Here is a 25,033-nt window from a genome sequence, read left to right on the forward strand (position 1 = left end):
GCGGGGCGACGAAGCGCTGCCCTGCTGCCTCTACTGCCTCTACTGCCTCTGCTGCCGGGCCGGATTGCCAAGGCGCGACCGTACTAATAGCATGGGACGCTTGCTGGCAAGGTCGATCGCGTGCGTCAAGATCCAGCCTCCATGTTTCCGCCCGATCGGCCCGACGCGTCGCAGCTCGGCGCGATCATCGGCGGCCGCTATCGCCTGACGCGACTGCTCGGCAGCGGCGGCATGGGCGAGGTCTACGCCGCCGAGCACCTCCACATCACCAAGCGTGTGGCGATCAAGCTGCTGCATCCGGAGATCCGCGATAGCCCCGAGGCTCTCTCGCGCTTCAAGCAGGAGGCCCAGTCGGCCTCGAGCATCGGCCACGAGGCGATCATCCGCATCGACGACTTCTTCGAGCTCGACGACGGTCGGGTCTGCCTTTGCATGGAGTACCTGGAGGGGCAGAGCCTCAACCAGCTCTTTCATGGCCTACCGCCGCTCGACCCGGCGCGCGGCGTCGACGTGCTCTGCCAGGTCTGCGCCGGCCTGGCTGCGGCCCATGCCAAGGGGATCGTCCATCGCGACATGAAGCCGGAGAATGTCTTCGTGACGACGCGGCCCGATGGCGGCGATCAGGTCAAGATCCTCGACTTCGGCATCGCCAAGGTGCTGAACAGCGACGGCAGCAGCCTGACCAAGACGGGCACGGTCTTCGGCACGCCGAATTACATGTCGCCCGAGCAGGCCCTCGGTCACCGGGTCGACGCGCGTGCGGACGTCTACTCGCTCGGCGTGATGCTCTTCGAGCTCTACACCGGTGACGTGCCCTTCAAGGCCGAGTCGTTCATGGGCGTGCTCTCCCAGCACATCACGAAGCTTCCACCGGTGCCGAGCAGCGTCACGCCGGGCCACCCAGTCCCCGGGCCGATCGAGGCGATCATCCTGCAGGCGCTGGCCAAGGAGCCGGCCGACCGCTTCCAGTCGATAGAAGCCCTGGCGCAGGCCCTCGAGCCCTTTCGCAGCGCGCTCGCCCCCCGACGAGCGGCGTTGCTGGCGCCCGAAGATCGGTCCACGAGAATTGGCCTCGCGTCGGCCACGCCCGTCGCCCCTGCGCAGCCGCCAGCAGTGCCTTCGACCGCGAGCCAGAGCCCCCGAGCCGCGGTGCCCCCGACGGTGCGCGCGCGACCCCCGGCCGCCGTGCCTGGGACCGCGCCCGCCCCTGGGACCGCGCCCGCGCCCGCACCCGCAGTTTCAATTGAGCCGACGGCCCTACCCGAGCGCAGGGGGCCACGCCTGCTCGCCACGGTCCTCACGCTTGGCTTGGTGGTGGCGCTCGCGATCACGGGTGTGCGGTACCTGTTGCGACCGGTCGCAACGGCCGTGCGCGCCACCTCGCTCCAGCGCGCCGAGCCCACGCGCGCCAACCCGACCTCCACCACCGCGCCCCCACCAACGCCCACACCCGAGCCAGCCGCGCGCGCGACCGAGGCCCAGGCCGCCGCGCCAGGCGCGAGCCCCGGGCGACCGAAAGAAGGGCTCTCGGGTCGTCCTCTCGCGGCCGTGCGCACGACGCGACTACCCTCGCGCGCGGTCTGGGCCACGACCGGCGGAGGCGTAATGCCGACCGACGGGCCCATGGCGGCGCCGGATGAGGCTCTTGCCGACGCGCCCACCGAGATGCCGGACGCGACCGCCAGCGCGGCGGCGCGGGACTCCCACCCCGGTGGCGATGACGGCGCTACCGAAACCGGTGCCAGCGCGAAGCCGCCCACCGCCTCGAGGACCTCGGCCCGCACCTCCACCACGGCTCGCGCGGCGTTCTCTGTCCGGGTTGTCTCGGTCCCCGACGATGCGGCGGTGCTGCGCGACGGCCGCCGCCTGATCGAGCGCACACCGCTGACGATCGAGCTACGTCCCGCTGAGCGCACGACGCTGACGCTGGCCAAGGGCGGCTGGCTCGACCACACCATCAACCTGGTCGGCCAGGCCGAGGCGCAAACCGTCCGCGTGAGCCTTCGGCGGCGCGTCTGGGGCGCGGCGCCGAGCGCGCCCGCTGGCACCCCCGCTGGCAGCGAGGAAGGCGCGAGCGTCGGCGGCGCCTCCACCACCGGCCCGTGAGCCGCACGGGCGTGAGGGCCTGACGAGGCTGACGAGGCCTCCCCGGCTGCGAGCCGCGCAGCAGCTACGCTCAGCGACCGAGCGCCTGGTGCAGCCTGTCGGCGAGCAGCGGCGCCACCTTGAAGCAGAGCTTGTTGGCCGCCGTTTGCAGCGCATTGTCACGCCGTGGACGGCCGGTCTTGAGGCGCTCGGCGAAGGCCGCCATCGTGCGTCCGCTGTCGAGATCGGTCACGCGCAGATCGACGCTGACCTGGACCAAATAGGAGCCGTTGACGTAGCCCGCCCAATGCCAGGCCAGCTCGCCATGCACCATCAGGTCCAGGTCGCTCGTCTCCTCGAGCACCTGCACGTCCCGCTGCGCGAGCTGCTCGGCCAGACAGGTCTGGAGGCGCGCCGCGTCGCGTCCGCTGAGCTTGAGCCCGACCTTGAGCTTGGCCCGCGTGCCCGTCAGCTTGGCGACGAGGTCCTCCCAGCCGTGTAGCGGCGGCTTGCCGACGCCGCCCGCGCTGACGATGCGCAGCTCGGCGTTCAGGCCGTCGCGCCGCTGCAGCAGCTCCATCGCCCGCTTGTAGGCGAAGAAGCGCGCCGTCGCGTTGGGCGCGGCATCGCCCTCCCGCACCAGCGCGGCGCTCGCCACGTCCATCCGATCGAGCTCGTCGCGCAGCCCGCGCCCGGCGACCAGCCGGTCGAGCACGGCGAGGCAATGGAAGCGCTGCGGCCCGCCCTCCCAGACCTCGACCAAGCGCGTCCCCTTGAGCACGAAATCAGTGGAGACGCGCGTGAGCTGCTGCACGCCGAGCGCCTCGACGCGCACGCGCCCGAGCTCGTTGACCCGCGAGAAGTGGCTCTCCGCGGCGCTGGAGACCTGCTCGACGTGGGCGGCGAAGATCTTCGCCAGGGCGGCGCGGGCGTCGTTTTCGCAGCTCATTCGATCGCTGCCATGACCGACACCCGTCAGGTACTGCGCCGCGGGATAGCGCGCTGCCGCGGCGCCATCGATCCACACCGGCTGGCCCTGCGGCCCAGTGGGCCCGGCAGCCGAGAAGCCCCGCATCGCTGGCGGCCCGCAGCCCACCAGCAGCGCCGCCCACAGGACTCCGGTCGCGCCTCCTCGCCTCATACTCTTCATCAGGTCCCCCACTCGTCACTGCCGGGGAAGGCGGCTGCCCCCCGTCGCGCGGACACCGCGCTCGCCGCAACGCTTCGCGCTCAGGGCGAGGAATGGAAGGTCAACAGGACCCGTTCACCGCGCCCTACTGTGACCGCGGGCAAGGCGGCCACGCGGCCGTCGGCAAGCTCGACCGTCGGCGCGTGCGTGCCTGGCGCGACGATCACGCGCGCCACGTCGATGCGCGCGGGCAAGGTCGTCCAGCAGCGCTTGTCAGCCTCCTCGGTAGCCTGCCCGGCGACGCTCACCACGGTCTTGGCGAGCCAGCCCAGCTCTGAGCCGCCGGCCTTCTTGCCCGCAGCGCCGGCCGCCTGCTGCGCCAGCGTCTTGGCGATCACCCGCACGATCGCCGCGCGAAAGACGCGCTTGAGCTGCGCGCGCATCGCCTGGGCGGCAATCGCGTTGACGGGATAGGCCGGCTGCGAGCGCCCCTCCGCCGCGCCGGCGCGCAGCGTCAAGAAGGGCTGCGCGGGCTCATGCAGATAGAGCACGGGAAAGGCGACCTTGATCACCGTGCCATCGGGCGGCACCGTGATCCTCGTCCGCCGAACGAGGTCGCCGCCAGGCTCGCCGTCACAGGCCCACTCGCCCTTGCTGCGAAACCAGCAGGTGATGAAGAGGTCGCCCTTGCTCGGCCCCTCGCCATTGAGGTGCAGGAGCACGATCTCGCCGTGGTCGGCGAGCAGGGCCCCCGTCTCGCCGCTCGCCCCAGTCTCCTTGCGGAGGCGGGCGACCTCTTCGGGGTCGCCGTCACGCAGCGCCACGCGCAGCAGGTCCTCCCCGACGTAGCTCGGCGCCCTCAGGCCGTAGTGCGGGGCGAAGTCATCGCGATAGCCCTCCCAGGCCTGCGCGTAGGCGATGCGCGCGTCATCCTGGCTGCCACTGATCTCATAGAGCAGGCCGGTCAACCACTCAGCGAAGGCGTCCTGCCGGTAGACCTCGCGGTTGCCATACTGGGTCGCGTAGAACTTCAGCTTCTGATCGACGCGCCGGGCCTCGACCAGGGCACCGGCGAAGTCGCGCTGCGCGGCGAAGTTGAGCGCCTTGACGACGTTGAGCAACACGCGCTCGTAGTCCTCGCCGGCGTAGTCACGCCGCGCATCCGAGGTCAGCGCCGCGCCGAGCTCCTTGCGCACTGACTTGGTGAAGAGCTCCTCGGCCCGCCGGTCGGCCTGCTCGAGCACGGCGCTCGATTCGGCATAGCGCCGGAGCAGGTGCAGCAGCATGCCTTCGTCCATCCAGTAGGCGACCCGGTCCTGCTCGCGAAAGCGTCCGTTCTGCTTGCCGGCCCGCAGGGCCCCGAGCGCCACCCCGTATTCGCCCTGGCCGAGCGCTCCGCGCACGGCGCTCACCGTCCGCGTCATCCCGGCCTGGCCGCAGCCCGCGAGGACCAGCGCAGCGAGCCCGAAGAGGGGCAGCGCAACCACGAGGCGGCGCGCCTCGGCGCCGCACGCGCGCGCGGCGCCTGACACGGCGTTTGGCCTGGGGCGCGTGCTCACCATTGGTACTCGGCCTGGTCCACGACCTTCTTGATCTGATGCAGCTTGAGCCAGACCTTCTGCTGCGTCTCGGCGTTGATCAGCTCCATCGTCACGGCGTACGCGCGGACGGTCTGGCCGCCTGCGCGATCGATCTGCGAGACAACCCAACCGTTGAGCAGGAAGTCGGTCCCCGTCTCTTGCTGCTGCTCCTTCTTGGTCTCGTCCGAGGCGTGCTCCGCCTGCTCGGCGCGCTCATTGCGCGCGTCCTGAGTCTCATCAGAGGCCGCGACCACCTTCACCACGCCGGAGTTGATCAGCTCCTCCTCGACCTGCTTGGTGAAGAACTTGGTGTTGATGTGCTCGCTCGAACGATTGCGAATCGGGTAGAGCTTGATCACCGGCTCGCGCCGCTCGCGGGCGCTGAATTGCGCGGCCCATGGTCGGCTGAGGCAATCGCGCATCATCACCTCGGCCACCTGGTTGGCGTCGGTGTCGTTCCAGTAGCCGGAGAGATCGACCTGGGCCTTGGGATCGATTCGCTGCACCGTGGTGGCAGGCCCGGCGGTGTAGCACCCTGCCACCACCAGCAGCGCAACGGGAAGCAGCCGAAAAAAGCCGACGCTTGCAGACGACCTTCGCATCGCGTTCTCCATCCGTTTTGCCATCCGTTTTGCCATCCGTTTTGCCATCCGTTTTGCCATCCGCTTTGAGTTGCTCGGCTCTCTTGGAGCCATCACCCGCGAGCGCGCGGCGCCGCAGCGCGGAACCCCGCGCTCCGCGCGCCAGCGTCGCAGCGCGCCGCTCGGTGGCGCGCGTAACCGGGCCGCGCTCACGAACGCGGTCAAGGACAGCGCGCCGTGCCGAAGGGGAAGCGTAGGGCCGGGCTCCGGAGGCTGTCAATCGACGACCCGCGACATCGACGACCCGCGACATCGACGACCCGCGACATCGACGACCCGCGCGCCGCTGCCGGTGCCTCCTGGACGGCCCAAGGAACTGGTGTAGGATGGCCGCGTTTGCCTGCTGTTCAAGGAGCTGGGCGATGTTCGACGAATTGATTCGCGTGGCGCGGCGCACCGAGCATATTCACTACGCTGTACGTGACATCGTCGTGCTGGCCCAGCAGGCCCAACGCGCCGGCAAGGAGCTGCTCTACCTCAACATCGGCGATCCGGGGCTCTTCGACTTTCCGACACCGCCGCACATCATCGAGGCGATCTGCCGCGCCCTGCGCGACCATCTAACCTCGTACGCACCCTCGGAGGGTGTGCCGGCGGCGATCGCCGCCATTCGCGAGGACGCCGAGCAGCGCTGTGGCATCCGGGCGATCCAGGACATCTTCGTCGGCAACGGCTGCAGCGAGTGCATCGAGGTCGCGCTCGCGGCCCTGGTCGACGAGGGCGACGGGGTCTTGCTGCCTCAGCCGGGCTACCCGCTCTACAACGCCGTGCTCGCCAAGCTCGGCGCCGTCGAGCAGCACTACTACCTCGACGAAGCGCGCGGCTGGCAGCCGAACGTCGCCGAGCTGGCCCGCGCCATCGACGCGCGCACCCGCGCGATCGTGCTGATCAACCCCAACAACCCGACCGGCTCCGTCTGCGACCGCGCGACCCTGGAGGGGATCCTCGAGCTTGCCGCCGAGCACAAGCTGGTCGTCCTCGCCGACGAGATCTACGACCGGCTGGTGCTCGAAGGCCAGCACGTCTCGCTGGCCTCACTGCGCGAGGACGTGCCGGTGGTGACGTTCATGGGGCTGTCCAAGATCTACATGGGGCCCGGACTGCGGCTCGGCTGGGCGGTCGTCAGCGGCCCGCAGCGGGTACTCGCGCCCTACATCGACGCCATGCATAAGTTCCTGCGCGCGCGGCTGTCGGCGAGCCACCCGGTGCAGCACGCCGTAGCACCGGCGCTGCGGGGCGATCACTCGCACCTGCCCGCGACGCTGCTCAAGCTGCGGGCGCGGCGCGCGCTGACGCTGCAGCTGCTCAACAGCACGCCGGGGATCCACTGCGTGGCCCCGGCAGCCGCGTTCTACGCCTTCCCGCGGCTGATCGACGAGACCGACGACGCCGGCTGGGTCGCAGACCTCGTGCGTGAGACGGGCGTTGTCGTGGTCCACGGCTCGGGCTTCGGCCAGCGCCCCGGCAGCGCACACTTCCGTGTGGTCTACCTGCCCCAGGAGCCGACGCTGCGCCGGGCGCTCGGGAATATCGCGGACTTCTCCGCCCGGCGGCGGGAGCGCCCCGCGCGGGTCGAAGGCGAGCGGCTCGGCCCGCGATAGCTACGGCGCCCCGCCGCGGCCTGAAATAATACGCCCACCGGCCGGGTTGACGGGATCATGGCGATCGTGACGAGCGATCGCATCGCCCTCGGACGGAACAACGATCATGCCGACCGCCAGCCCACCCCGACCCGAGCGCGACGCCTTCGAGCATGCCGCGCTCGAGCACCTCGACGGCCTCTACGGCCTGGCGCTCAAGCTGACCCGCAGCGGACCTGACGCCGAGGACCTCGTGCAGGATACGATGGTGCGGGCCCTGCGCTTCTTCGAGCGCTTCGAGGCCGGTACCAACCTGCGCGCCTGGCTCTTCACTGTGCTGACCAATACCTTCTACAATCGCGTGCGCAAGGAGCGCCACGATCGGAGCCTCGCCAGCGAAAGCGCGGTCGGGGGACACTACGACCGCTTCGTCTCGGCCGCGACGATGGCCGGCCGCGACACCGAGCAGCGCCTGCTCGACGCCGTCTCGGCCAGGCAGCTGCGCGAGGCGCTCGAGGCGCTGCCAGAGGATTTCCGCCTCGCCGTCCTGCTCTGCGATGTCCACGGCTTCAGCTACAAGGAGATGGCCGAGATCCTCGGCTGCCCCATCGGCACGGTGATGAGCCGCCTCTACCGCGGGCGCCAGCGACTGCAGCAGGCGCTGCACGGATTGGGCGTTGAGCTCGGCCTCTTGCCCTTGAACCCAGCCTCCGTCCCAGAGGACGCCAAAGCGCTCAGCCCGCCCGCCGACCTACAGACCTTTCGCCGCGCAAGGAGGTCGGAGGGATGAGCTGCACCGAACTCGAGCGCTTCCTCGATGCCTACCTCGACGGTGAGCTCGACGAAGCTGCGCGCGCCCCGCTGGCGGCCCACCTGCAGGACTGCGAGCCCTGCAGGGCTGAGGCTGCCTTCGGCCAGCGCCTGCGCCAGCGCGTGCGCGAGGCGGCAGCGACCGATCCGGCCCCCGAGCGACTGCGGCGGCAGATCCGCGAGCTGGTAGCGCAGGGCGCGCCGCACACGGCGCCCCGCGTGGGGACCCAGGGAGCCTCGCGCCCCTGGTGGGGGCTCGCGCTGGCAGCCGCCGCGGGCCTGGCGCTCGTCGTGCTCCCCCGCCTGCGTCCGCTGACGGAGGCGGGCGCAGGCACCGAACGCGGCGCCGTGACCATGGCGGCGCTCGCCGAGCAGAGCGTGCAGTGGCATCGTAGCCGCGCGCCGCTCGACGTGCGCGGCGCCAGCAGCGAGAGCATTCGCGACTTCTTCAGCGATAAGGTTCCCTTCGCCGTGCGGCTGCCGCGCTTCCACGCGCAGCAGGCCCAGCTCGAGGGTGCACGCCTCTCGAGCCTCGGCGGTCAGCAGGCAGCCTACCTGAGCTATCGCATCGGCGGAGACCACGTCTCAGTCTTCGTCGTCGACCCGAGCGTGGTCGCGGCCCTCAGCCGCCGGGACCCGAGCGCTGACCCGACGCGCCAGCCGACCCTCGATCCGAATGGGGCCGGCCGTGTCCGGGTGCGCTGGCGCGGGGTGCGTGGCTACAACTTCGTCCTCTATGCGCGCGGCGACGCCGACTACGTCATCACCTCGGAGATGGACCGCAGCCGGCTCGTGCGCCTAATCGGCCAGTAGCGCCGGCCAGTAGCGCCGGCCAGTAGCGCCGGCCAGTAGCGCCGCGAGCGCTGCCCCTCAGCCGCGCGTCCGTCGGCGACCCGCGCCCGCCTGGCGCGTGCGCTCGGAGCGCGTGCGTTCGGAGCGTGGCGGCGCCCCGCCGCGCGCGGGCCGCGGGCGCGCCCCAGCGCCGCGACCGCTGGCCGCGGCGGGCCAGCTCGTCCCCTCGCGGGAGACGAGCTGCAGGTTGATCTGGCCGCGCCGCAGATCGGTGCCGATGACCCTGACGCAAACGCGATCACCGAGCGCCAGCGCGCGACCGCTGCCTGGTGCGTCGAGCCGCAGCCGCTCCGCGTCATAAACCATCGGCTCGGGCAGCTGCTCGACGTGAACCAGCCCGTCGACGGCCGGTCGGTCGAGCGCGACGAAGACGCCGAAGGCCATCACCCCCGTGATCTGCCCCTCGAGCTCGTCACCGATTCGCTCGCGCAGCAGCCGCGCCCCGTAGAGCCCCTGAACCTGCCTCGAAACGTCGAGGGCCGCGCGCTCGCGCGCCGAGGCGCCCGCGCCGATATCCCGCAGCTCAGCAGCAGAATAGCCGGCCGCAGCAGCAGCGACGAGTCGGCCTCCGGCTGGCTTGCCGGCCGCCCGAAGCTGGGCCTTGACCTGCCGATGGACGATCAGGTCGGGGTAGCGACGAATCGGCGAGGTGAAGTGGAGATAGGCCGCGCTCGCCAGGCCGAAGTGCCCCTCATGTTCGGCGCGGTAGCAGGCCTGCTTGAGCGCGCGCAGCACGAGGTAGGTCAGCGCCCGTCCCGCCCGATGCCGACCGACCGCCTGCAGCGTGCGTTGCAACCAACGCGCCGACGAGGCCGTCAAGCGGGCCTCATCGCTCTCGCGCGCGCTCGCCGTCGGCGCGGCGCCAGGAAGCTTCACGCTATAGCTGGCGAGCCACTGCGCGAGCTGCTGCAGGGCCTCCAAGCGCGGTGCCGGATGAACGCGCCAGAGCGTCGGCTGCTGCGCGCGCACGAAGCGCTGCGCCACCGCCTCGTTGGCGGCCAACATCAACTCCTCGATCAAGCCGTAGGTCTCGCGCACGCCCGGGTCCTGGCGGCTGATCACGATGTCGCGGATCAGCGCCGGGTCGTCGGCATCGAGCACCACCTTGGGCTCCGGCAGGTCGAGGTCGAGGCTGCCGCGCGCCATCCGCCGCGCCCGCAGGGTCTCGGCGACGCGCCGCAAGGCATGGAGCTGCGGCAAATGCTCGCGGTAGGCCTCGCGCGTGCCGTGGAGCTCACCCGCCAGGGCCGCCGCCGCGCCCGCATAATCGAGGCGCGCGCGGCTGTGGATCACCGCGGCCATGCAGTCGCTCTCGACCACGCTGCCGGTCGGATCGACGTCCAGGCGGACCACCATCGCCAAGCGATCCTGCTGCGGCAGCAAGGAGCAGATGCCCGCCGAGAGCGCGGTAGGGAGCATCGGAATCGCGCGATCCGGCAGGTAGACGCTGAACGCGCGGCGCCGCGCCTCCTCGTCGAGCGCCGATCCGGCAGTGACGTAATGGCTGACGTCGGCGACGGCGACCCAGACTCGGGTCGTGCCGCCCGGTCCCGGCTCCATCGCCACGGCGTCGTCGAAGTCGCGCGCGGTTTCCGGGTCGATGGTGACGAAGGGTCGGTCGCGCAGATCGACGCGATCGACGAGGTCGGCGCGCCGAACGTGATCGGGCAGCGCCTCGGCCTCGGCACAGACCGCCGCCGCAAAGGGCTCGACGACGCCCTGCTCGACGAGGACGCGCGCGACCTCGGTGGTGAGCTCGCCGGCCTGCCCGAGCGCCCGCGTGACGACGACCTGCAGTGGCGCGCCTGCGGCGTCTGGATAGGCGACGATGTCGGCGGCCACCAGCGGTCGCGGTTGCGCCGCGGCCCAGGTCTCCAGCGTCGCACGCCCCACCCCGTCGCCGTCGAGCTGGATCGTGATTGGCCGCAGGGCCAAGCGCGGATCGTCCGCGCGCAGGCGCCAGGGCGGACCCTCGACCAGCCCCGTCACCCGCCGGCGCACGCGCTCGATCACGCGCACGACCCGGCCCCGCGCCCGCCCGCGGCCGGCGCTGAGCACCAGCGCGACCCGATCGCCATCGATCGCCTCGGCCATGTCGTCGCCGTCACAATAGACCGGCTCCTCGGCCGTATCGTCGAGCAGCACCAGGCCGCGCTCCTCACCCCCGCGGGGGTTGGCGTTGACGCGCAGCGTACCGAGCCGTTCCCCCGCAGCGGCCTGCGATCGCGCGTTGACGAGGAAGCGACGGCCCTGCTGAGCGACGACGCCGCTCCGCACCATCGCCCGGAGGAGCTGCCGCAAAGCCGGCTGCGATGCGCGGTCGAGCCCGAGGGCGCGGTTCAACGCGCCAGGCTCCAGCCCCTCGGCGCCGCCCTGGCCCAGGGCGGCGAGGATCTCTTGTTGCTTGAGTTGGTCGAGATGCTTGGACAGAATTCAAACCGTTCTGGCGCGTTCGCGCCCCTGCGCGCCCGAGCTGCGACGACGCGCTCGTGGCGCCAATCCTGGCCCTACCGCACGCGCGCATCGGGCGCGGGCGCAGCCTAGCACGCAGCGTGCCGGATGCGGCATGCGACCCGCGTCAGCCGCAGCGAAGAGCCCGGCCCCGGGCCCAGAGGCGCGATTGACACCCCACATTACGCGTGCTACCAGCGCCCAGCTCTCCACAAATGATGGATGGGGCAGCGCAGCACACCCGCTCTCGTGCGGCCATCGCTGCCGCGGGCAGCATCCGCGTGGCGCGCAGCGCCGTGCGGCATCGCGCAGGCCGCTGGAGCGGCAGGAGGATCGGCTACGTGCGAACGTCTTCAGCTCGTCAGGCAGCGCAGCCGACCAACACCCACGTCGAGGAGCGCTCCGTGCGTCGCGGGGACATCGACCTGCGGCTGGTGATCAACCGCTCGCACGGTCACGCGCGCTTCATGGACTATCGCGTCGGCAACTACGAGGCCAAGCGCGAGCTGCTCGACGCGGTGGCGCGGGAGCTCGGCCTGCACAAGATCTTCACGCTGGTGGAGAAGGGCGACAGCCAATCGTGGCGCTCGATCGGCTTCACGCGCGAGGGGATCTTCCCGGGGCTCTTCCGCACGGCGGACGCCTACGCGATGGCCCGGCTCTACGACGAGAGCGGCACCGTGATTCCCGGCGGTCCCGCGCACCGCCAGGCGCCGATCCCCGAGGGTGTGTCGCCGCAGACCCGCCGACTGCGTCGTCCCGAGGGGCTGACGCTGCGCCCGGTGGCGGACGCGACCGCGCGCGGCCAGCTGCTCGAGCGACTCGATGGCGCGCTCGGCCCGCTGCCCTTCGCGCGGCTGCGGGCGCCGGACCTCGCCCTGCAGACGCTGATGCGCCAGCGCAGCGGCTGGATCTGCGCCGAGATGGACACCTCCTTCGGTCACGCCACGCTCGGGATCGCACCGCTGCCCGAGTCTGCCGCCGCGCTGGCGATCGCCAGCTATGCGGGACAGACGCTGATCGATGAGCTCGCCGCCGCGGAGATCGGCAACGTCTTCGGGCTCGCGCCGACCCAGGACTCCTGGGCCACGGCGCTCTTCAGCGGCCTCGGCTTCCGCACGACGGGACAGCTCGTCGACCAGCTCCGCGGCGCCGACAGCGCCTACGTCAATGCGACGGTCTGGCATCGCCGTCTGGTGGCGAAGGTCAAGCACCCCGACTAGCAGCCCCCCGACTGGGCTGCGCCCCTCCCCCTAGCGCCGCCGCCTGCTGCTAGGCCGACGCCTCCTCCAGCTCCTTCAGGCTGCACTGCAGGGCGGCGACGCCGGTCTGGTAGTGCAGCGCGCGGTCGCGCTGCTCCTGCACGACCTCGGCTGGCGCGCGCTCGATGAAGCTCGCGTTGCTCAGCTTGCGCTGACATTGGGCCAGCTCGCGCTCGGCCTTCTCTAGCTGCTGCTGCAGGCGCAGGCGCTCGGCGTCATCGTCGATCACGTCGTGGACGTGGACCTCGAGGTCACCGACGACCTTCACCGCGGAGCCGCGCTGCCGCTTCGCCTGCGCGTCGACCCGCAGCGCCTCCACCGCGGCCAGGTGCTGCACGACGTGACCGTGTTCGAGCAGTGCCTGCTGCCGGTCCGCCGGCAGCTTGATCGTCACCGCCACCGGGTGCCGGGGCGGCACGCCCGCCGCGACGCGCACGTCGCGCACCGCGCGCGTCAGCGCCTGAAGGTCGGCGAAGACTCGCCGCAGCGCGGGCTGCTGGAGGGCTGCCCGCGCCGCCGGCCAGGGCGCGCTGATCAAGAGGGGCGAGCTGACGAGGGGCGCCAGCAGGCCCAGGCCGCGCTCGGGGACCTGCGCGTCGAGGCGCTGCCAGAGGTGCTCAGTGATGAAGGGCACGAAGGGGTGGAACAGCCGCAGCACCTGATCGAGCACATAGGCCAGCACGGCGCGCGCCGTCTGCGCCGTCGGCGACTCCGCGGCCGCGAGCCGCGGCTTGATCAGCTCGAGATACCAGTCGCAGAACGCGCCCCAGAAGAGCTCACGCGCCGCCGTCACGGCAGCGCTCGGGTTGTAGTCCTCGAGCGCCAACTGCACGGTGCTGATCGTCTGGTCGAGCTGATCGAGAATCCAGCGATCCTCGAGCGCCAGCGCCGCCTCATCGACCAGCGGGGACGGGCCCGCCCCGCGCTCGAGGTGACCGAGGGCGAAGCGCGCCGAGTTCCAGAGCTTGGTGCAGAAGGCGCGGCCGACGTCGAAGCGCTCCGACACCAGCTTGCCGGCCGGCAGCTCGGCGATCGTGCCCAGGACATCGAACTCGCCGCCGCAGGCGCCGCAGATCCGAATGAAGATGCTCTTGCCGGTCGCCGTCTGCGCCAGGTCGTTGTGGTGCGCGCAGCGCGGGCAGATCGCCGTCACGGGCAGGCGGATATCCTGCGTGCCGGTCTGCATCTCGCACAGCACGTAGCGCATCGCATCCGTGCCATAGGCCGCGCTGATGTCGACCGGATCGATGCCGTTGCCCTTGGTCTTGCTCATCCGCTCGCCCTTGCCATCGAGGATGTTGGCGTGGATGAAGACGTCGGCGAAGGGGGCCTCGCCCAGCGCATAGAGCCCGCTGAGGACCATCCGGGCGACCCAGAGCGTGATGATGTCGCGGCCGGTCACCAGGCAAGATCCCGGGTAGTAGTAGGCGAGGGCGTCCTGCGCCGCGCCCTCGGGCCCCAGCGGACGCTGGCCCGCCTCGAGCGCCGCCGTCGAGGGATCCGGCCAGCCGAGCGTCGAGAAGGGCCAGAGCGCCGACGAGAACCAGGTGTCGAGCACGTCGACCTCGCGCAGATAGCCGGCGCCTTCGAGCGCCGCGACCAGCGCGGGGTCGTCGTCGAGCAGACAGACGTCGATGCTGCAACGCTCGTCGGCGGCCAGATCGAGCGGCAGCGCGACGCCCGGGGCGAGGACAGATCCGGCCGGGGTCGCGCCGCCCACTGAGCCGTCGAGGCGATGCAAGCGCACGACGACCCGCGGGCTGCCCGCCACCGCCGCGGGTAGCGGCCCCAACGCCGCCCAGAGTCCCGCCAGCGCGCTCGCTCCCAGCTCCGCCCAGGAGCCCTGCCGCGACCAGACGGGGATGCGATGGCCCCACCAGAGCTGGCGACTGATCGGCCAGTCACGCTTCTCGGCCAGCCAATCGAGGTAGGTCTTGGTGTAGCGCTCGGGATGCAGGCGCACGCGACCGCTGGTGACGGCGTCGATCGCTGCCTGCACCAGGCCGGCCGCCGGCCGCTCGCGCGGCGTGCCCCGCCCGAGCACGATGCCGCCGGCGACGTCACCCATCCGCACGAACCACTGATCCGAGAGCAGCGGCTCGATCGGCGTCTTGCTGCGATCGCTATGCCCCAGCTCGACCTCGCGTGCTTCGACGCGCTCGAGCAGCCCCTGGGCCTGCAGGTCGGCCACCACGCGCTCGCGCGCGACCAGGCGGTCGAGGCCAGCGTAGGGCCCGGCCGCGGCGTTGAGCGTCCCGTCAGCTTCGAGGATGTTGATGATCGCCAGCCGCTCGCGATGGCGCAGCCAGACCTCGTAGTCGTTGGGGTCGTGGGCCGGCGTGATCTTGACGCAACCGGAGCCCAGCTCGGGCTTGGCCCAGGCGTCGCACACCAAGGGCAAGGGTCGGTCGAGCAGCGGCAGGCGCACGTGTCGTCCCGCCCGCGCCATATCACGCAGGCAGAGCAGCGTCGGCAGCAGCTCGCGGCGACGCCGCTCCAGCTCGTCGAGTCGTTGCTGCGCCGCGGCCTGCTCCCGCGCGGGCGCCTGGGCCAGCGCTGCCCGCGCCTGGGCGCACGCCGCCTCCAACGCTACGTCGGGCGCGGGATGCACGGCGACGGCCGTGTCACCGAGCATCGTCTCGGGGCGCGTCGTCGCCACGACGACCGCCGTCGGCTCGCCCGGCTGGGGATCGATCACGGGGTAGCGCAGATGCCAGAACTGACCGCTGACCGTCTCGTGATAGACCTCGTCGTCCGAGACGCTCGTCTGCAGGCTGACGTCCCAGTTGACCAGGCGCTTGCCGCGGTAGATCAGGCCGTCGCCGAAGAGGCGCTGGAAGGCGTGCCGCACGGCGCGCGCGCAGACCGCGTCCATCGTGAAGCGCTGGCGCGACCAGTCGCAGCTACAACCCATCCGCTGCTGCTGCCCGACGATGCGGGCCTGGTACTGATCCTTCCAGCTCCAGATCCGTCGCACCAGCCCGTCGCGCCCGAGATCGTGGCGCGTCTTGCCCTCGAGCTCCTTCAGCCGCTTCTCGACGACGGCCTGCGTCGCGATGCCGGCGTGGTCCGTCCCGGGCATCCACAAGGTGTTGTCACCCTGCATGCGATGCCAGCGCGTCAGCAGGTCCTGCATCACGTTATCCATCGCGTGGCCCATGTGCAGCGCACCCGTCACATTGGGCAGCGGCATCATGATCACGTAGCGGCGCTCCGGCGGCCGCCCGTCGGGGACAGCGGCGAAGGCCCCGCTCTCGAGCCAGCGCTGATAGATCGCCGCCTCGACGGTCGCGGGCTCGTAGCTCTTGGGTAGCTGCTGCGCGTCGGACGCGGCTTCACGCTCACTCATCATGCTCTCCTGACCAGCCGCCCCGCTCACTCGATCGTCAGGGCCCGCTGGAAGTCCGAGGCGTTGCTCGCCGCCTGGAGCGCGGTCTCCAGGGTGATCACGCCGCCGCGATAGAGGTCGCTCAGGTGCTGGTCGAAGGACTGCATCTGGTATTGGCTGCGGCCCTGCTCGATCACGTCGCGCAGGCCCGCGACGCGCTGGCTGTCGCGCAGGTACTCCTGCACCGTCGCCGTGACGATCATGATCTCGAGCGCCACGACGCGCCCCTCGCCGTCGGCCCGGGCCAGCAAGCGCTGCGAGATCGTCGCCCGCAGGTTGTCGGCGATGCGATGCCGCACCGCCTCCTGCTCGTCGGCCGGGAAGACGCTGGTCAGCCGCCCGATCGTCTTCGGCGCGTCGGTGGTATGCACCGTGGAGAAGACGGCGTGGCCGGTCTCGGCGGCCTTGAGCGCGATGTCGATCGACTCCGCGTCGCGCATCTCCCCGACGAGGATCACGTCCGGATCCTGCCGCAGCGCCGCGCGCAGCCCCGCGGCGTAGCTCCGCGTATCGAGCCCGATCTCGCGCTGCGAGATCGACGCGCGCACGTTGCGATGCAGAAACTCGAGCGGATCTTCGATGGTGATGATGTGGGCGCTGCGCTTGATGTTGATGTGCTGAATCATCGAGGCCAGCGTCGTCGACTTGCCCGAGCCAGTGGCGCCGGTGACCAGCACCAGCCCACGCTCGGTCTCGGCGATCTGCTGAATCACCGGTGGGAGGCCGAGCTGCTCGAGCGTCGGGATCTCGGAGGGGACGATGCGCAGCACCAACGCGAGGCTATTGCGCTGCCGATAGACGTTGACGCGGAAGCGCGCGATGCCCGGCAGCGAGTAGCTCGAGTCGTGCTCCTGGAGCTCGACGAGCCGCTCCGCCGGCAGCGAGCGCGCCAGCACATGCCGCGCGACGGCCTCGGTGTCGCTCGGCTTGAGCAGCTCATGCTTCAGCGCGACGAGCTCGCCGCGCACGCGGTAGAGCGGCGGCGCGGCGGGCCGAAAATGGATATCGCTGGCCCCGTGACGCACCCCCGCGGCCAAGAGCGAATTCAGCTTGTCGAGTTCCATCGGGCCCGCATCCTATCGCGCCAGCGCGCAGCGCCCCCAGGGCGCGCGGCGCGCGAGTGTACAACAGTGCGGGCATGGCGACAGCGATGGCGAAGCGCGTAGCTGCAGAAGACCCGGCGGAGGTCGAAGACGCGCGCCTGGGCCGTCTACCCCAGGGCGAGGATCAGGCTAGGGGAGCTTCGAGCCAAAGGTCGGGATCAGCCCGCCTGGGTCGAGTTCCGCGCCCCTTGCCGCTGCAGCGAGGCGTCCGAGGTCCGACTGCAGCACGGCGCCGCTCCCACCCGCAGGCGACAGGCGACGCGCGAGCTGATTGAGAACTGCCTGCGTGCGACTCCGAAGCCCGGCCATCAGCTTAGGCTTCTGCTCAGACCCTCGGCTCAGGATCCTCAGCGCGCGAGTGACCAGCTCGACATCCGCCACAAGCAGCGTTCCCCGGTTCGGCTGCGCGTCGGCGACCTCGGCATAATTGATAGGGAGCGGCTCCGACTCCAGCCCCACGCCTGCGCCGGACCCAAGTCTTGCCTCGACGATTGATAAGAGGGACTGGGTTCCCCGCGTCAGCAGCCGTCGGAAACGCTTCGCTCGCGAAACCTTTGGAGGAGCGGCGCGGAGTTTGAGGACCAGGGCATTGAAGCCAGCATTTCCCCCGAGCTGAGTCTCTGCTGACACCGCGGAGTTGGCCCTCACTGCTTCAGACGATAAAAGGCTTTTCCGCCTCGACCCGTGGACCTCGCGCGAAACTTGCCGCCGGCCGACTTCGCCCTCGGGCGCGCGGTGATCACTCCCTGCTGGACAAACAGGGCTGCGGCCCCGTCCAGACGCGCTCGGGGACGCTCTCGGGTCCCGCATGGCGGGCGCCTTGAAGGCGAGCGCGTCGGGCGCGCCGACGCCGAGCGCGGCGAGCAAGCTGAGCAGCCCCAGCAGGCGGGTTCCGGTCAGCTCGCCGGGGGCCCGAGTTGCCTTGCTTCGCACCCTCTGCGGCTCGTTCGTCATCGCGTTCGCTGAGCTTACCTTCATTTCGCTTCATCCCTCCCGCGGAAAGAGCCGGACCTGGAAGGGCCGACGGCGGGTCACGACCCTGCACGACCCACGCCAAACCGCCCTCCTGAGCCAAGCCGCCCGCCGCTGGCGCGCAGCACCTGCCCCGTCGAAGCCGGGCCACTGTCACGCCTCGCGCTCCAACCCGCAAGGCCCTATTCCACCAGCGCTCCGCTCGCCGGGAGCCACGGCACTCCTCTCTCGCAGCTCCGCACCAGCAGGGCTCGCGGCTCCCCTGGTCTCGACCCTGCCGTGCCGTGGTGGCCACCGCACGCGCCGGCGCGGCTCGGCGAGGGCTCCGGAGTTCGGAGCGCCCGGAGCTCGCCCGGAGCTCGGCGCGGCCAAAGTGCGCAGCGCCAGCACGCCGGCGATGGTTCCGAGCAGGGCGAGCGGGGACGAGCGCGGAGCCGGGCATCTCCAGCCGCCGGCCGCCTTGGCAATCGGCCGGGGCAATCGGTGGCCCTGGGCGCCTCCGCTCCCACTGGCGTTGGACATGGTGCCCTCGCCGTTGTATGACGTGCGCCGTGCCGGCCGGTTCCGGTGCGGCTGTTCATGAATCCTTGGTTCATTCTCATCGGTCTCGTCGTCTTCTTCTGGCTCTGGCGCACCAGCCGCGGGGGCGGTGCGCAGCGTGGAGCGTTGGCCTTTGGCCAGAGCCGCGCCCGCGCGGTGCAGAACGAGACCGCCACCTTCAAGGACGTCGCCGGCGTCGATGAGGCGATCGACGAGCTACGCGAGGTCGTCGACTTCCTCAAGAACCCCGAGCGCTACGCCTTGCTCGGCGCGCGCATCCCCAAGGGCGTGATGCTGGTCGGACCGCCGGGCACCGGCAAGACGCTGCTGGCGCGCGCCGTCGCCGGAGAAGCGGCCGTGCCCTTCTTTCAGATGTCGGGCTCTGACTTCGTCGAGATGTTCGTCGGCGTCGGCGCCGCCCGGGTCCGTGACACCTTCAAGAAGGCGCGCGAGAGCGCCCCCTGCATCGTCTTCATCGATGAGCTCGACGCCCTCGGCAGGGCGCGTGGCTCGGGCATGCTGGCGCATGAAGAGCGCGAGCAGACGCTGAATCAGCTCCTGGTCGAGCTGGACGGCTTCGACGCGATGCGCGGCATCATCGTGATGGCGGCGACCAACCGCCCCGAGATCCTCGATGGTGCGCTGCTGCGCGCGGGACGCTTCGATCGCCACGTGCTCGTCGACCGCCCGGGCAAGGACGGGCGCCGCGCGATTCTCGAGATCCACGTGCGCAACGTCCAGCTCGACGCGACGGTCGAGCTCGGGTCGGTGGCCGCCCGCACGCCGGGCCTCGCCGGCGCCGATCTCGCCAATCTGGTCAACGAGGCCGCGTTGCTCGCGGCCCGCCGCGGCAAGACGGCCGTCGGCGCCGCCGAGTTCGACGAGGCGATCGAGCGCGCCGCGATGGGGCTGGAGAAGAAGGGGCGGCTGCTGACCGAAGCCGAGCGGCGCATCGTCGCCTTCCACGAGCTCGGCCATGCGGTCGTGGCCGAGGCGCTACCCAACGCCGACCCGGTCAACCGGGTCACGATCATCCCCCGTGGAATGGCGCTGGGCGTCACCTGGCAGCAGCCTCAGGACGACACCTACGTCACGCTGCGCTCGAACCTGCTCGATCGCATCGCCGTGCTCCTCGGCGGGCGCGCGGCCGAGATGCTCTTCATCGGCGAGCCGAGCACCGGCGCTCACGATGACCTGACGCGCGCCACGGATCTGGCCAGCGACATGGTGCGGCGCTACGGCATGACGGAGGTCGGCGCCCGCACCTTCGAGCGGGCGCGCACGGCGCTGGTCAACGCGGACCAGCAGGCCAGCACTCCACGCGACCACAGCGACCAGATGGCGAACACGATCGACCGCGAGGTGACCCGCCTGGTCGCCGAGGGACTGCAGCGCGCCGGGGAGATTCTGCAGCGCCACCACGACGCCGTGATCGCCCTGGCCGGGCGGCTGCTCGAGACGCAGCAGCTCAGCGGCGCCGAGGTGCGCGAGGGCATCGGCCTACCGGCACGCGTCGCGGCCAGCAGCCCGGCCGAGACCAAGCCCGCGTTGACGGCTTCAATCGGTGGGACGCCGCCGGTAGTTGATCAGCAGCACCGCGTCGAGGTCAAAGCCCTTGGTGGTAAGGCCGCTTTGCGCGATCCCAGCGTCGCGTAGGCGCAGCCAGCGAGCGCTTTCCCAACCGAGCGTGGCGAGATCGAAGGCGTCGCCGCCGGCCTGCGTGGGATCGGTGGGCGTCAGGCAGTTGCGACCGACATTGGCCAGGACCGCGCGTACGCCGGCGCAGCCCGGATGTGGCCAGCGAGCCCCGGCCGCATCGCCGCTCGTGGCAGCCAGGTCACAGGGGAAGTCCTTGAACGCTCCGTCGGCCGGACTCGTGCGACTGAGACCAACGACCGCCGGCTCGCTGAAGCTGCTGAAGGGCCCGGTCTCGAAGGCGTTCTCGAAGACGATGAAGTCTGGGCCGCTGCCGTCGATGATCTCGTGGTCACCGAAGTCGACGATCAGCTCGCCGCCGACGCCGAAGGCCAGCACGCCCTCCACCGCGCCGTGCCTGGCGCCCCCGCCGGTGGGGCCGCCCTGGATCACGCCCGGCAGCGCCGACGCGCCGTGCCCGGCGCCGGGGCCCGGCTGCCAGCGTACGATCGCGCCGATGCCGACCAGCGGCGCGGCGAGAGCGCCGTCGCAGGACGCGAGCGGCCCATCGCCCCGCCGCAGGTCGCCGATTCCCGCGTCGGCAAGGGGCTGCGCGTCGGCGCGTAGCGGCGTCGCCGCGCTGGCATCCGGCCGCGCGGCACCGGCGTCCTCCGCCGGGGGTGAAGCGGTCGCGCCTAGGCGCTCGATCACCTGGCCATCGCGCAGATCGATCAACGCGAGCTCGTTCGTCGCGAAGAGCGTGACCCAGGCGCGCGGGCCCGCGGGCTCCTCGCTGATCGCCAGGTCATAGGGATTCGAGCCGACCGGCAAGACCGTGAAGGGCTGGCTCGATCGGCCGTCGCGCAGGTCGATGCGCTGGAGGTTGTTGGAGAGCGAGTTGACGACATAGCCGTAGCCGTCGTGGACGACGACGCGATTGTTCGCCAGTCCGGTGCCCGCCAGCACGGTCGCCGAGGGCGCGGTGCCCGCCGGCCATTGCACGCGGTAGACGGCATTGGCCAGCGTCATCGCCAGGAGCAGCGTGTGACCCGCCGCATCGGCGGCCGCCACATCGATCGGACCCTCGAGGAGGCTGGCTTCGGTCCCCACTCCCTGGCAGTTGCGGTCGGCCAGCGCGGCATCCCAGGCCTCGCTCAGGCAGAGCGCGTCATCGTTGAAATCGATCACGGCCAGGCGGTCGCCGACGCGGCGCGTGACCGTCAGACCGTTCTCGCCCGAGGGCACCTCGGCGACGATGATCGGCCGTTCGGGACCGCGCAGCACCCGCCGCGCGGCCAGGTCGACGACGAAGACATCTGCGCGCGTACCGCTGCCGAGATAGCCGAGACGCCCGTCCGGGCTAACCGCCAGCGCACCATAGGCGCCGATGCGGGCGTCGTCTGGACTGAGACCGAGGGGAATATAGGCGGCGACCGCGCGCGGCGGGGTCGACCCGCCCAGCTCCAGCAGCTCGATGCCACCGCCTTCGACCACGGTGGCTAGCCCGCGCTGGCGGTCGAGCTGCACGACGCCCGACGACACGACGTAGGCCATGTCGCCGACCACGGTGACATGCTGCGGATTGCGCCCGGTCAGTGGGACGGTCCCGACCACGCGGCGGGTGGCGCGATCGATCACGGTGAGGAAGGGGGCGCCGTAGGCCGGCTCGCCGCGCTCGTAGTGAAACCCCGTATTGGCGACCAGGACCCAGCGCCCGGCGACGGCCACGCCGGCGGGCGCGAAGAAGGGGCCCGGCGCCTCGACGGCGAGCGCCCGTCCTCGCCCCTGCGGCGCGACGCAGCCGGCGAGCCAGCCAACGGCCACAGCCGCGGCGAGCGCGACGATCCTGCGGTCCGCGCTGCTGCGGAGGCCGGCGCGCAGCACGGCCGCAGCGGGGGCCCGCCCGATCAGCGCCGAGGCGACCACCTAGCGCGCCTGCAGCAGCACGAGTTCCTGCCCCAAATCGCCTCGGTCGAGCGTTAGCAGCAGGCGCGAGCCATCGCCGGTGAGCCCAGCGGGCAGGGCGAGCGAGCCGGGGCCGGGGCTGAGGACGGGCACGGGCCGCCCGAGGGCCTCGAGCACAGCCTCGGCGCGTCGCACGGGCTGCCGGAAGACGCCCCGCGCCACGACCGCCCCCTGCTGCAGGTCGTAGGCACTGTCGATGAGGAAGAGTTCATCGCCGAGGACGCTGAGGTCGCCGAGGTCGCCCTCGTAGACCACGCGCCCGGCGCTCGAAGCCACGAGCTGTCGCTGCGCCTTGACGGCCTCCAGCAGCGCAGCGCGCTCGAAGGCGAAGACCCGATTGATGAGGTTGGGAAAGCTCCCGAAGGCGCCGCCCACGTAGGCCACGCTGCGCCCCACCGCGAGGAAGCTGCTCGCGCTACCGAGCTCGGTGATCAGCGGCGCGGCTTTGCCCTCGCGCCAGACGTAGACCGCCTGCTCGCCGCCGACCTCGGCCAGGCCGAGCCCATTGACCAGCAGCGTCTCATCATCCAGCCAGGCGGCGTCGAAGTTACCGGCGGCGGCCACCAACTTCAGCGTTGGAGCAGCGGCGACCAAGAGCCAAACCCCGCCATCCCCACCGCCCAACGTATAACCAGCCGCCAGGCTCCCCCTTGCGCTCAGCGCGAGGTAGGACCCGAAGAAGACGAGCTCGTCCTGGCCCCACGCGGGAGCGCGGTCGAGGGGGCCTAGCGGCTCCAAGGCTCCGAGACCGCCCGCGGGGAGCCAGCTCGCCTGCTGGAGCAGCGCACGTCCGGGCGTAGCTTCCACCGGCGAGAGGGCCCAGAGCGTCTGACCGCCCACGGCCCAGGCGGCGGCGGCCGGCTGGGTCGCGCGGGCCACGACGCAGTAGTCAGCGGCGAGCTGCCAGCCCAGCAGCTCGCGCGTTTCGCTGCAGCGCCAGCTCGCGCTGCCGACCGCCGCGTCGGCGCCGCCGTCGCCCCCTCGCACCCCAGCATCCTCGAGCCGCGCATCCGCAGCGCGCGAGGCCGCGTCGGCGCCGCCATGCCCGCCATCCGACGCTCGCAACGAGGGCAGCGCTTGATCGCCGCAAGCGCCCAGCCCGAGCGCCAGCAGCACCGCCGACGCGCCAGCTCGCGCAAGGGTTCCCCACGACAGCGGTGCACGCATTTCAATCCTCCCCTGGCCCGACACCCGCGGGCCGCTGAGCACCGCGCGCTGCACCATGGGGCGCAGAGCGGGCGCGCTGGCGCTCTTTGGACTCCGAGGAGAGGATGGCGCGCGCGGACACGCCGCTACCCTCAGGCAGCCGCGCGACCGCGTCGCACCGCGTCCTATCACCGAAGACACGGCGCACGAGTCATCGCGTAATGGAGTCGGTCTCCTGGCTCACGGCCTTTATCCCTCTCGCCTTCCCAGACGCCGTGGCGCCCAGTGGCTACATCGAGAGGGCCTGACCGCTCACAGTGGCGGGTCCGCGCCGGAATCACAGCGCCCGCGAGGGCAACTGCTACACCGGCTTCCCGGTACTCCAATCACACTTGCCCGCCCGTGTACGCCGTGTCGTCGGGCGTGTCAAGGCACAGCGGGATCAGGCACAGCGGGATCAGGCACAGCGGGATCAGGCGAGCGGGTCGCCGGGCGGGGAAAGGGCGAGTCAGCGCTGCCGGTCGGCGCCGACCGCCTCGAACTCGACGACGAGCGGCCGATGGTCCATGCCGTGGATGCCCTGATGCCAGAGCACCCGAGCGTCGCTGACGCGCCAGCGGCTGCTGCGATAGAACACATAGTCGATGCGCTGCGCGGATAGCGAGGTCGCCCCGGCACGCGCAGCGGCGTCGCGCAAGGTGCTCGTGAGCAGGCGATAGAGCCGCTGGTCGAGCGCGTCGCGCGCCGTCACCGCCACATCGAAGTTGAAGTCCCCAGCGAGCAGCAGGTCGTCGGCGGTCAAGCGCAGCGCTGCATCGACGATCTCCTGGCCCTGACGCAGCCGGCGCGCCGCATCGAAGGCGTCGAGATGCAGGGAAACCACGGTGAGGGCCCTTCCCTCCCCCACCCGCAAGACGGCGCCCTGCGCCGCGCGGCCCGTGGAGGTCGGGATCTCGAAAGGATCGCCGCCCACGCGCCAGAGCAGGGCCGCGCGGCGATCGTAGGCGTCCCGCGGTACGCGACCGCGCCAGCCATGACCGAGCAGCGCCAGCAGGCGCCCGAGCTGCGTTGCATCGCGCAGCTCCTGGAGCGCCGCCACCTGTGGGTCGACCTGGCGTAGGACCTGGGCCACATAGCCGAGGTCGCGATCCGCCGCACGGGACTCCCAGCGCAGGTGGATGCGCCCGATGTTCCAGCTCAGCACGCGCAGGCGCGGCAGGCCAGGCCGCGCGGCGAGGTGGCGTGGAAGCGCCAGTCGGTTGATCAGGTAGAGCGCGCCAACGGCGGGCAGGCAGAGGAGCGCCAACGCCAACGCCCAGCCGAGGGGGCGGTCGATCCAGGCCGAAGGACGCGCGGGGAACGGCAAGAGGCGGTGCAAGAGGCGGTGCAAGAGGCAGCGGAGCGCGAGCCGCGCGAGCCGGCTACACGGGCCCCAGGCTTACGACCCCGCGGCCGCCTGCGCTGCCTTGTTGCGCCGCTGCTGCGCGCGATAGAGATCGAGCAGGCGCGCCGGGGTCATCCCGCGCAGCTTCGCGCGGTAGTCCTGATCCTTGCTGCGCTTCATCGCGTCGAGCAGCGCGTCGAGCAGCTTCTCCTTGCTGCCGAAACGCTGCTGGACCTCGCTGACGACCTGGTGCAGGCGCAGCAGCTTGGAGTTGGCCGCGGCCAGCAAGCGCTTGCGCAGCTCCGCCTTGTCCTCATCGCCGCGCTCGATCAGCTCGAGCAGCCGGTCGGCGAGCTTCTCTTTTCCGCCATGCTCTTCTTTGACGCGCTGAAGCGGTGTCTTGGGGGCCATCGCCACATCTCCTGCCACGGTCTCGTGCACGAAAACCAGAAACGCCACACCCTCTTCCCGTCTGGGAAGCGACCCATCTGGGAAGCGACCCATCTGGGA

At 71.3% G+C, this 25,033-nt stretch carries 17 protein-coding genes and 1 riboswitch; of the genes, 6 read left to right on the forward strand and 11 right to left on the reverse strand.

Annotation, left to right across the window (positions count from 1 at the left end):
* Nucleotides 1–141: 141 nt before the first annotated feature.
* Nucleotides 142–2,106, forward strand: coding sequence for a protein kinase (locus tag IPL40_12015; GenBank protein ID MBK8481886.1), 1,965 nt, complete (start codon nucleotides 142–144; stop codon nucleotides 2,104–2,106).
* A 70-nt stretch (nucleotides 2,107–2,176) separates the two neighbouring features.
* Here the strand turns inward: IPL40_12015 and IPL40_12020 are convergent, their stop codons facing one another.
* From IPL40_12020 to IPL40_12030, 3 genes are all read right to left on the reverse strand, one after another.
* Nucleotides 2,177–3,235 carry an LPP20 family lipoprotein gene (locus IPL40_12020; protein ID MBK8481887.1) on the reverse strand — a complete coding sequence of 353 codons (1,059 nt, stop codon included), beginning with the start codon at nucleotides 3,233–3,235 and terminating at the stop codon, nucleotides 2,177–2,179.
* Between the two features lie 80 nt (nucleotides 3,236–3,315).
* Complete coding sequence (locus tag IPL40_12025) at nucleotides 3,316–4,701, reverse strand: hypothetical protein (GenBank protein MBK8481888.1); 1,386 nt, start codon at nucleotides 4,699–4,701, stop codon at nucleotides 3,316–3,318.
* Nucleotides 4,702–4,769: 68 nt separating this feature from the next.
* Nucleotides 4,770–5,396, reverse strand: a complete 627-nt coding sequence (locus IPL40_12030) for a penicillin-binding protein activator LpoB (GenBank protein MBK8481889.1) — start codon at nucleotides 5,394–5,396, stop codon at nucleotides 4,770–4,772.
* A 401-nt stretch (nucleotides 5,397–5,797) separates the two neighbouring features.
* On the opposite strand from IPL40_12030, the gene IPL40_12035 reads away from it, so the two are divergent.
* The 3 genes from IPL40_12035 (at nucleotide 5,798) to IPL40_12045 (ending at nucleotide 8,638) form a co-directional block, all read left to right on the forward strand.
* The gene (locus IPL40_12035) at nucleotides 5,798–7,036 is read left to right on the forward strand and encodes an aminotransferase class I/II-fold pyridoxal phosphate-dependent enzyme (protein MBK8481890.1); all 1,239 of its coding nucleotides are present in this window, start codon (nucleotides 5,798–5,800) and stop codon (nucleotides 7,034–7,036) included.
* 106 nt (nucleotides 7,037–7,142) lie between these two features.
* A complete protein-coding gene (locus tag IPL40_12040) occupies nucleotides 7,143–7,805 on the forward strand; it encodes a sigma-70 family RNA polymerase sigma factor (GenBank protein MBK8481891.1) in 663 nt (220 codons plus the stop codon).
* Complete coding sequence (locus tag IPL40_12045; GenBank protein ID MBK8481892.1) at nucleotides 7,802–8,638, forward strand: zf-HC2 domain-containing protein; 837 nt, start codon at nucleotides 7,802–7,804, stop codon at nucleotides 8,636–8,638. The genes IPL40_12040 and IPL40_12045 overlap by 4 nt, the downstream gene beginning before the upstream one ends.
* A 57-nt stretch (nucleotides 8,639–8,695) precedes the next feature.
* Here the strand turns inward: IPL40_12045 and IPL40_12050 are convergent, their stop codons facing one another.
* The gene (locus IPL40_12050; GenBank protein ID MBK8481893.1) at nucleotides 8,696–11,020 is read right to left on the reverse strand and encodes a VacB/RNase II family 3'-5' exoribonuclease; all 2,325 of its coding nucleotides are present in this window, start codon (nucleotides 11,018–11,020) and stop codon (nucleotides 8,696–8,698) included.
* A gap of 449 nt (nucleotides 11,021–11,469) precedes the next feature.
* Here IPL40_12050 and IPL40_12055 point away from each other — a divergent pair, with 449 nt between their 5' ends.
* Nucleotides 11,470–12,351 (forward strand): hypothetical protein, encoded by an 882-nt coding sequence (locus IPL40_12055; protein ID MBK8481894.1) that lies wholly within the window; start codon nucleotides 11,470–11,472, stop codon nucleotides 12,349–12,351.
* Between the two features lie 49 nt (nucleotides 12,352–12,400).
* On the opposite strand, the gene IPL40_12060 is transcribed toward IPL40_12055, so the two are convergent.
* From IPL40_12060 to IPL40_12070, 3 genes are all read right to left on the reverse strand, one after another.
* A complete protein-coding gene (locus IPL40_12060; protein ID MBK8481895.1) occupies nucleotides 12,401–15,742 on the reverse strand; it encodes a valine--tRNA ligase in 3,342 nt (1,113 codons plus the stop codon).
* Between the two features lie 23 nt (nucleotides 15,743–15,765).
* Entirely contained in the window at nucleotides 15,766–16,842 is a 1,077-nt protein-coding gene (locus IPL40_12065; GenBank protein MBK8481896.1) for a PilT/PilU family type 4a pilus ATPase, read from the reverse strand.
* A gap of 168 nt (nucleotides 16,843–17,010) precedes the next feature.
* Nucleotides 17,011–17,190: a hypothetical protein gene (locus tag IPL40_12070; GenBank protein MBK8481897.1), complete on the reverse strand. Its 180-nt coding sequence runs from the start codon at nucleotides 17,188–17,190 to the stop codon at nucleotides 17,011–17,013.
* 1,242 nt (nucleotides 17,191–18,432) lie between these two features.
* Here IPL40_12070 and ftsH point away from each other — a divergent pair.
* Nucleotides 18,433–20,049 (forward strand): ATP-dependent zinc metalloprotease FtsH, encoded by a 1,617-nt coding sequence (gene ftsH / locus IPL40_12075; GenBank protein MBK8481898.1) that lies wholly within the window; start codon nucleotides 18,433–18,435, stop codon nucleotides 20,047–20,049.
* On the opposite strand, the gene IPL40_12080 is transcribed toward ftsH, so the two are convergent.
* The 4 genes from IPL40_12080 to IPL40_12095 all read right to left on the reverse strand — a co-directional run bounded on the left by IPL40_12080 (nucleotide 19,951) and on the right by IPL40_12095 (nucleotide 24,934).
* A complete protein-coding gene (locus IPL40_12080; GenBank protein MBK8481899.1) occupies nucleotides 19,951–21,954 on the reverse strand; it encodes a hypothetical protein in 2,004 nt (667 codons plus the stop codon). The two genes, ftsH and IPL40_12080, sit on opposite strands and share 99 nt — an antisense overlap.
* Nucleotides 21,955–23,160, reverse strand: a complete 1,206-nt coding sequence (locus IPL40_12085; protein ID MBK8481900.1) for a hypothetical protein — start codon at nucleotides 23,158–23,160, stop codon at nucleotides 21,955–21,957.
* Nucleotides 23,161–23,346: 186 nt separating this feature from the next.
* Nucleotides 23,347–23,539: riboswitch (cobalamin riboswitch) on the reverse strand.
* A gap of 108 nt (nucleotides 23,540–23,647) precedes the next feature.
* Complete coding sequence (locus IPL40_12090; GenBank protein MBK8481901.1) at nucleotides 23,648–24,445, reverse strand: endonuclease/exonuclease/phosphatase family protein; 798 nt, start codon at nucleotides 24,443–24,445, stop codon at nucleotides 23,648–23,650.
* Nucleotides 24,446–24,577: 132 nt separating this feature from the next.
* Nucleotides 24,578–24,934, reverse strand: coding sequence for a hypothetical protein (locus tag IPL40_12095; protein MBK8481902.1), 357 nt, complete (start codon nucleotides 24,932–24,934; stop codon nucleotides 24,578–24,580).
* Nucleotides 24,935–25,033: the final 99 nt, after the last annotated feature.

The sequence above is a fragment of the Pseudomonadota bacterium genome (assembly GCA_016711215.1).
GTDB lineage: Bacteria > Myxococcota_A > Polyangia.

Bases quoted from the DNA above. Each gene is read 5' to 3' on its own strand.
- IPL40_12015 (MBK8481886.1), top strand. From the start codon at position 142: ATGTTTCCGCCCGATCGGCCCGACGCGTCGCAGCTCGGCGCGATCATC.
- IPL40_12020 (MBK8481887.1), bottom strand. From the start codon at position 3,235: ATGAAGAGTATGAGGCGAGGAGGCGCGACCGGAGTCCTGTGGGCGGCG.
- IPL40_12030 (MBK8481889.1), bottom strand. From the start codon at position 5,396: ATGCGAAGGTCGTCTGCAAGCGTCGGCTTTTTTCGGCTGCTTCCCGTT.
- IPL40_12035 (MBK8481890.1), top strand. From the start codon at position 5,798: ATGTTCGACGAATTGATTCGCGTGGCGCGGCGCACCGAGCATATTCAC.
- IPL40_12040 (MBK8481891.1), top strand. From the start codon at position 7,143: ATGCCGACCGCCAGCCCACCCCGACCCGAGCGCGACGCCTTCGAGCAT.
- IPL40_12045 (MBK8481892.1), top strand. From the start codon at position 7,802: ATGAGCTGCACCGAACTCGAGCGCTTCCTCGATGCCTACCTCGACGGT.
- IPL40_12060 (MBK8481895.1), bottom strand. From the start codon at position 15,742: ATGATGAGTGAGCGTGAAGCCGCGTCCGACGCGCAGCAGCTACCCAAG.
- IPL40_12065 (MBK8481896.1), bottom strand. From the start codon at position 16,842: ATGGAACTCGACAAGCTGAATTCGCTCTTGGCCGCGGGGGTGCGTCAC.
- IPL40_12070 (MBK8481897.1), bottom strand. From the start codon at position 17,190: ATGGCCGGGCTTCGGAGTCGCACGCAGGCAGTTCTCAATCAGCTCGCG.
- ftsH (MBK8481898.1), top strand. From the start codon at position 18,433: ATGAATCCTTGGTTCATTCTCATCGGTCTCGTCGTCTTCTTCTGGCTC.
- IPL40_12085 (MBK8481900.1), bottom strand. From the start codon at position 23,160: ATGCGTGCACCGCTGTCGTGGGGAACCCTTGCGCGAGCTGGCGCGTCG.
- IPL40_12095 (MBK8481902.1), bottom strand. From the start codon at position 24,934: ATGGCCCCCAAGACACCGCTTCAGCGCGTCAAAGAAGAGCATGGCGGA.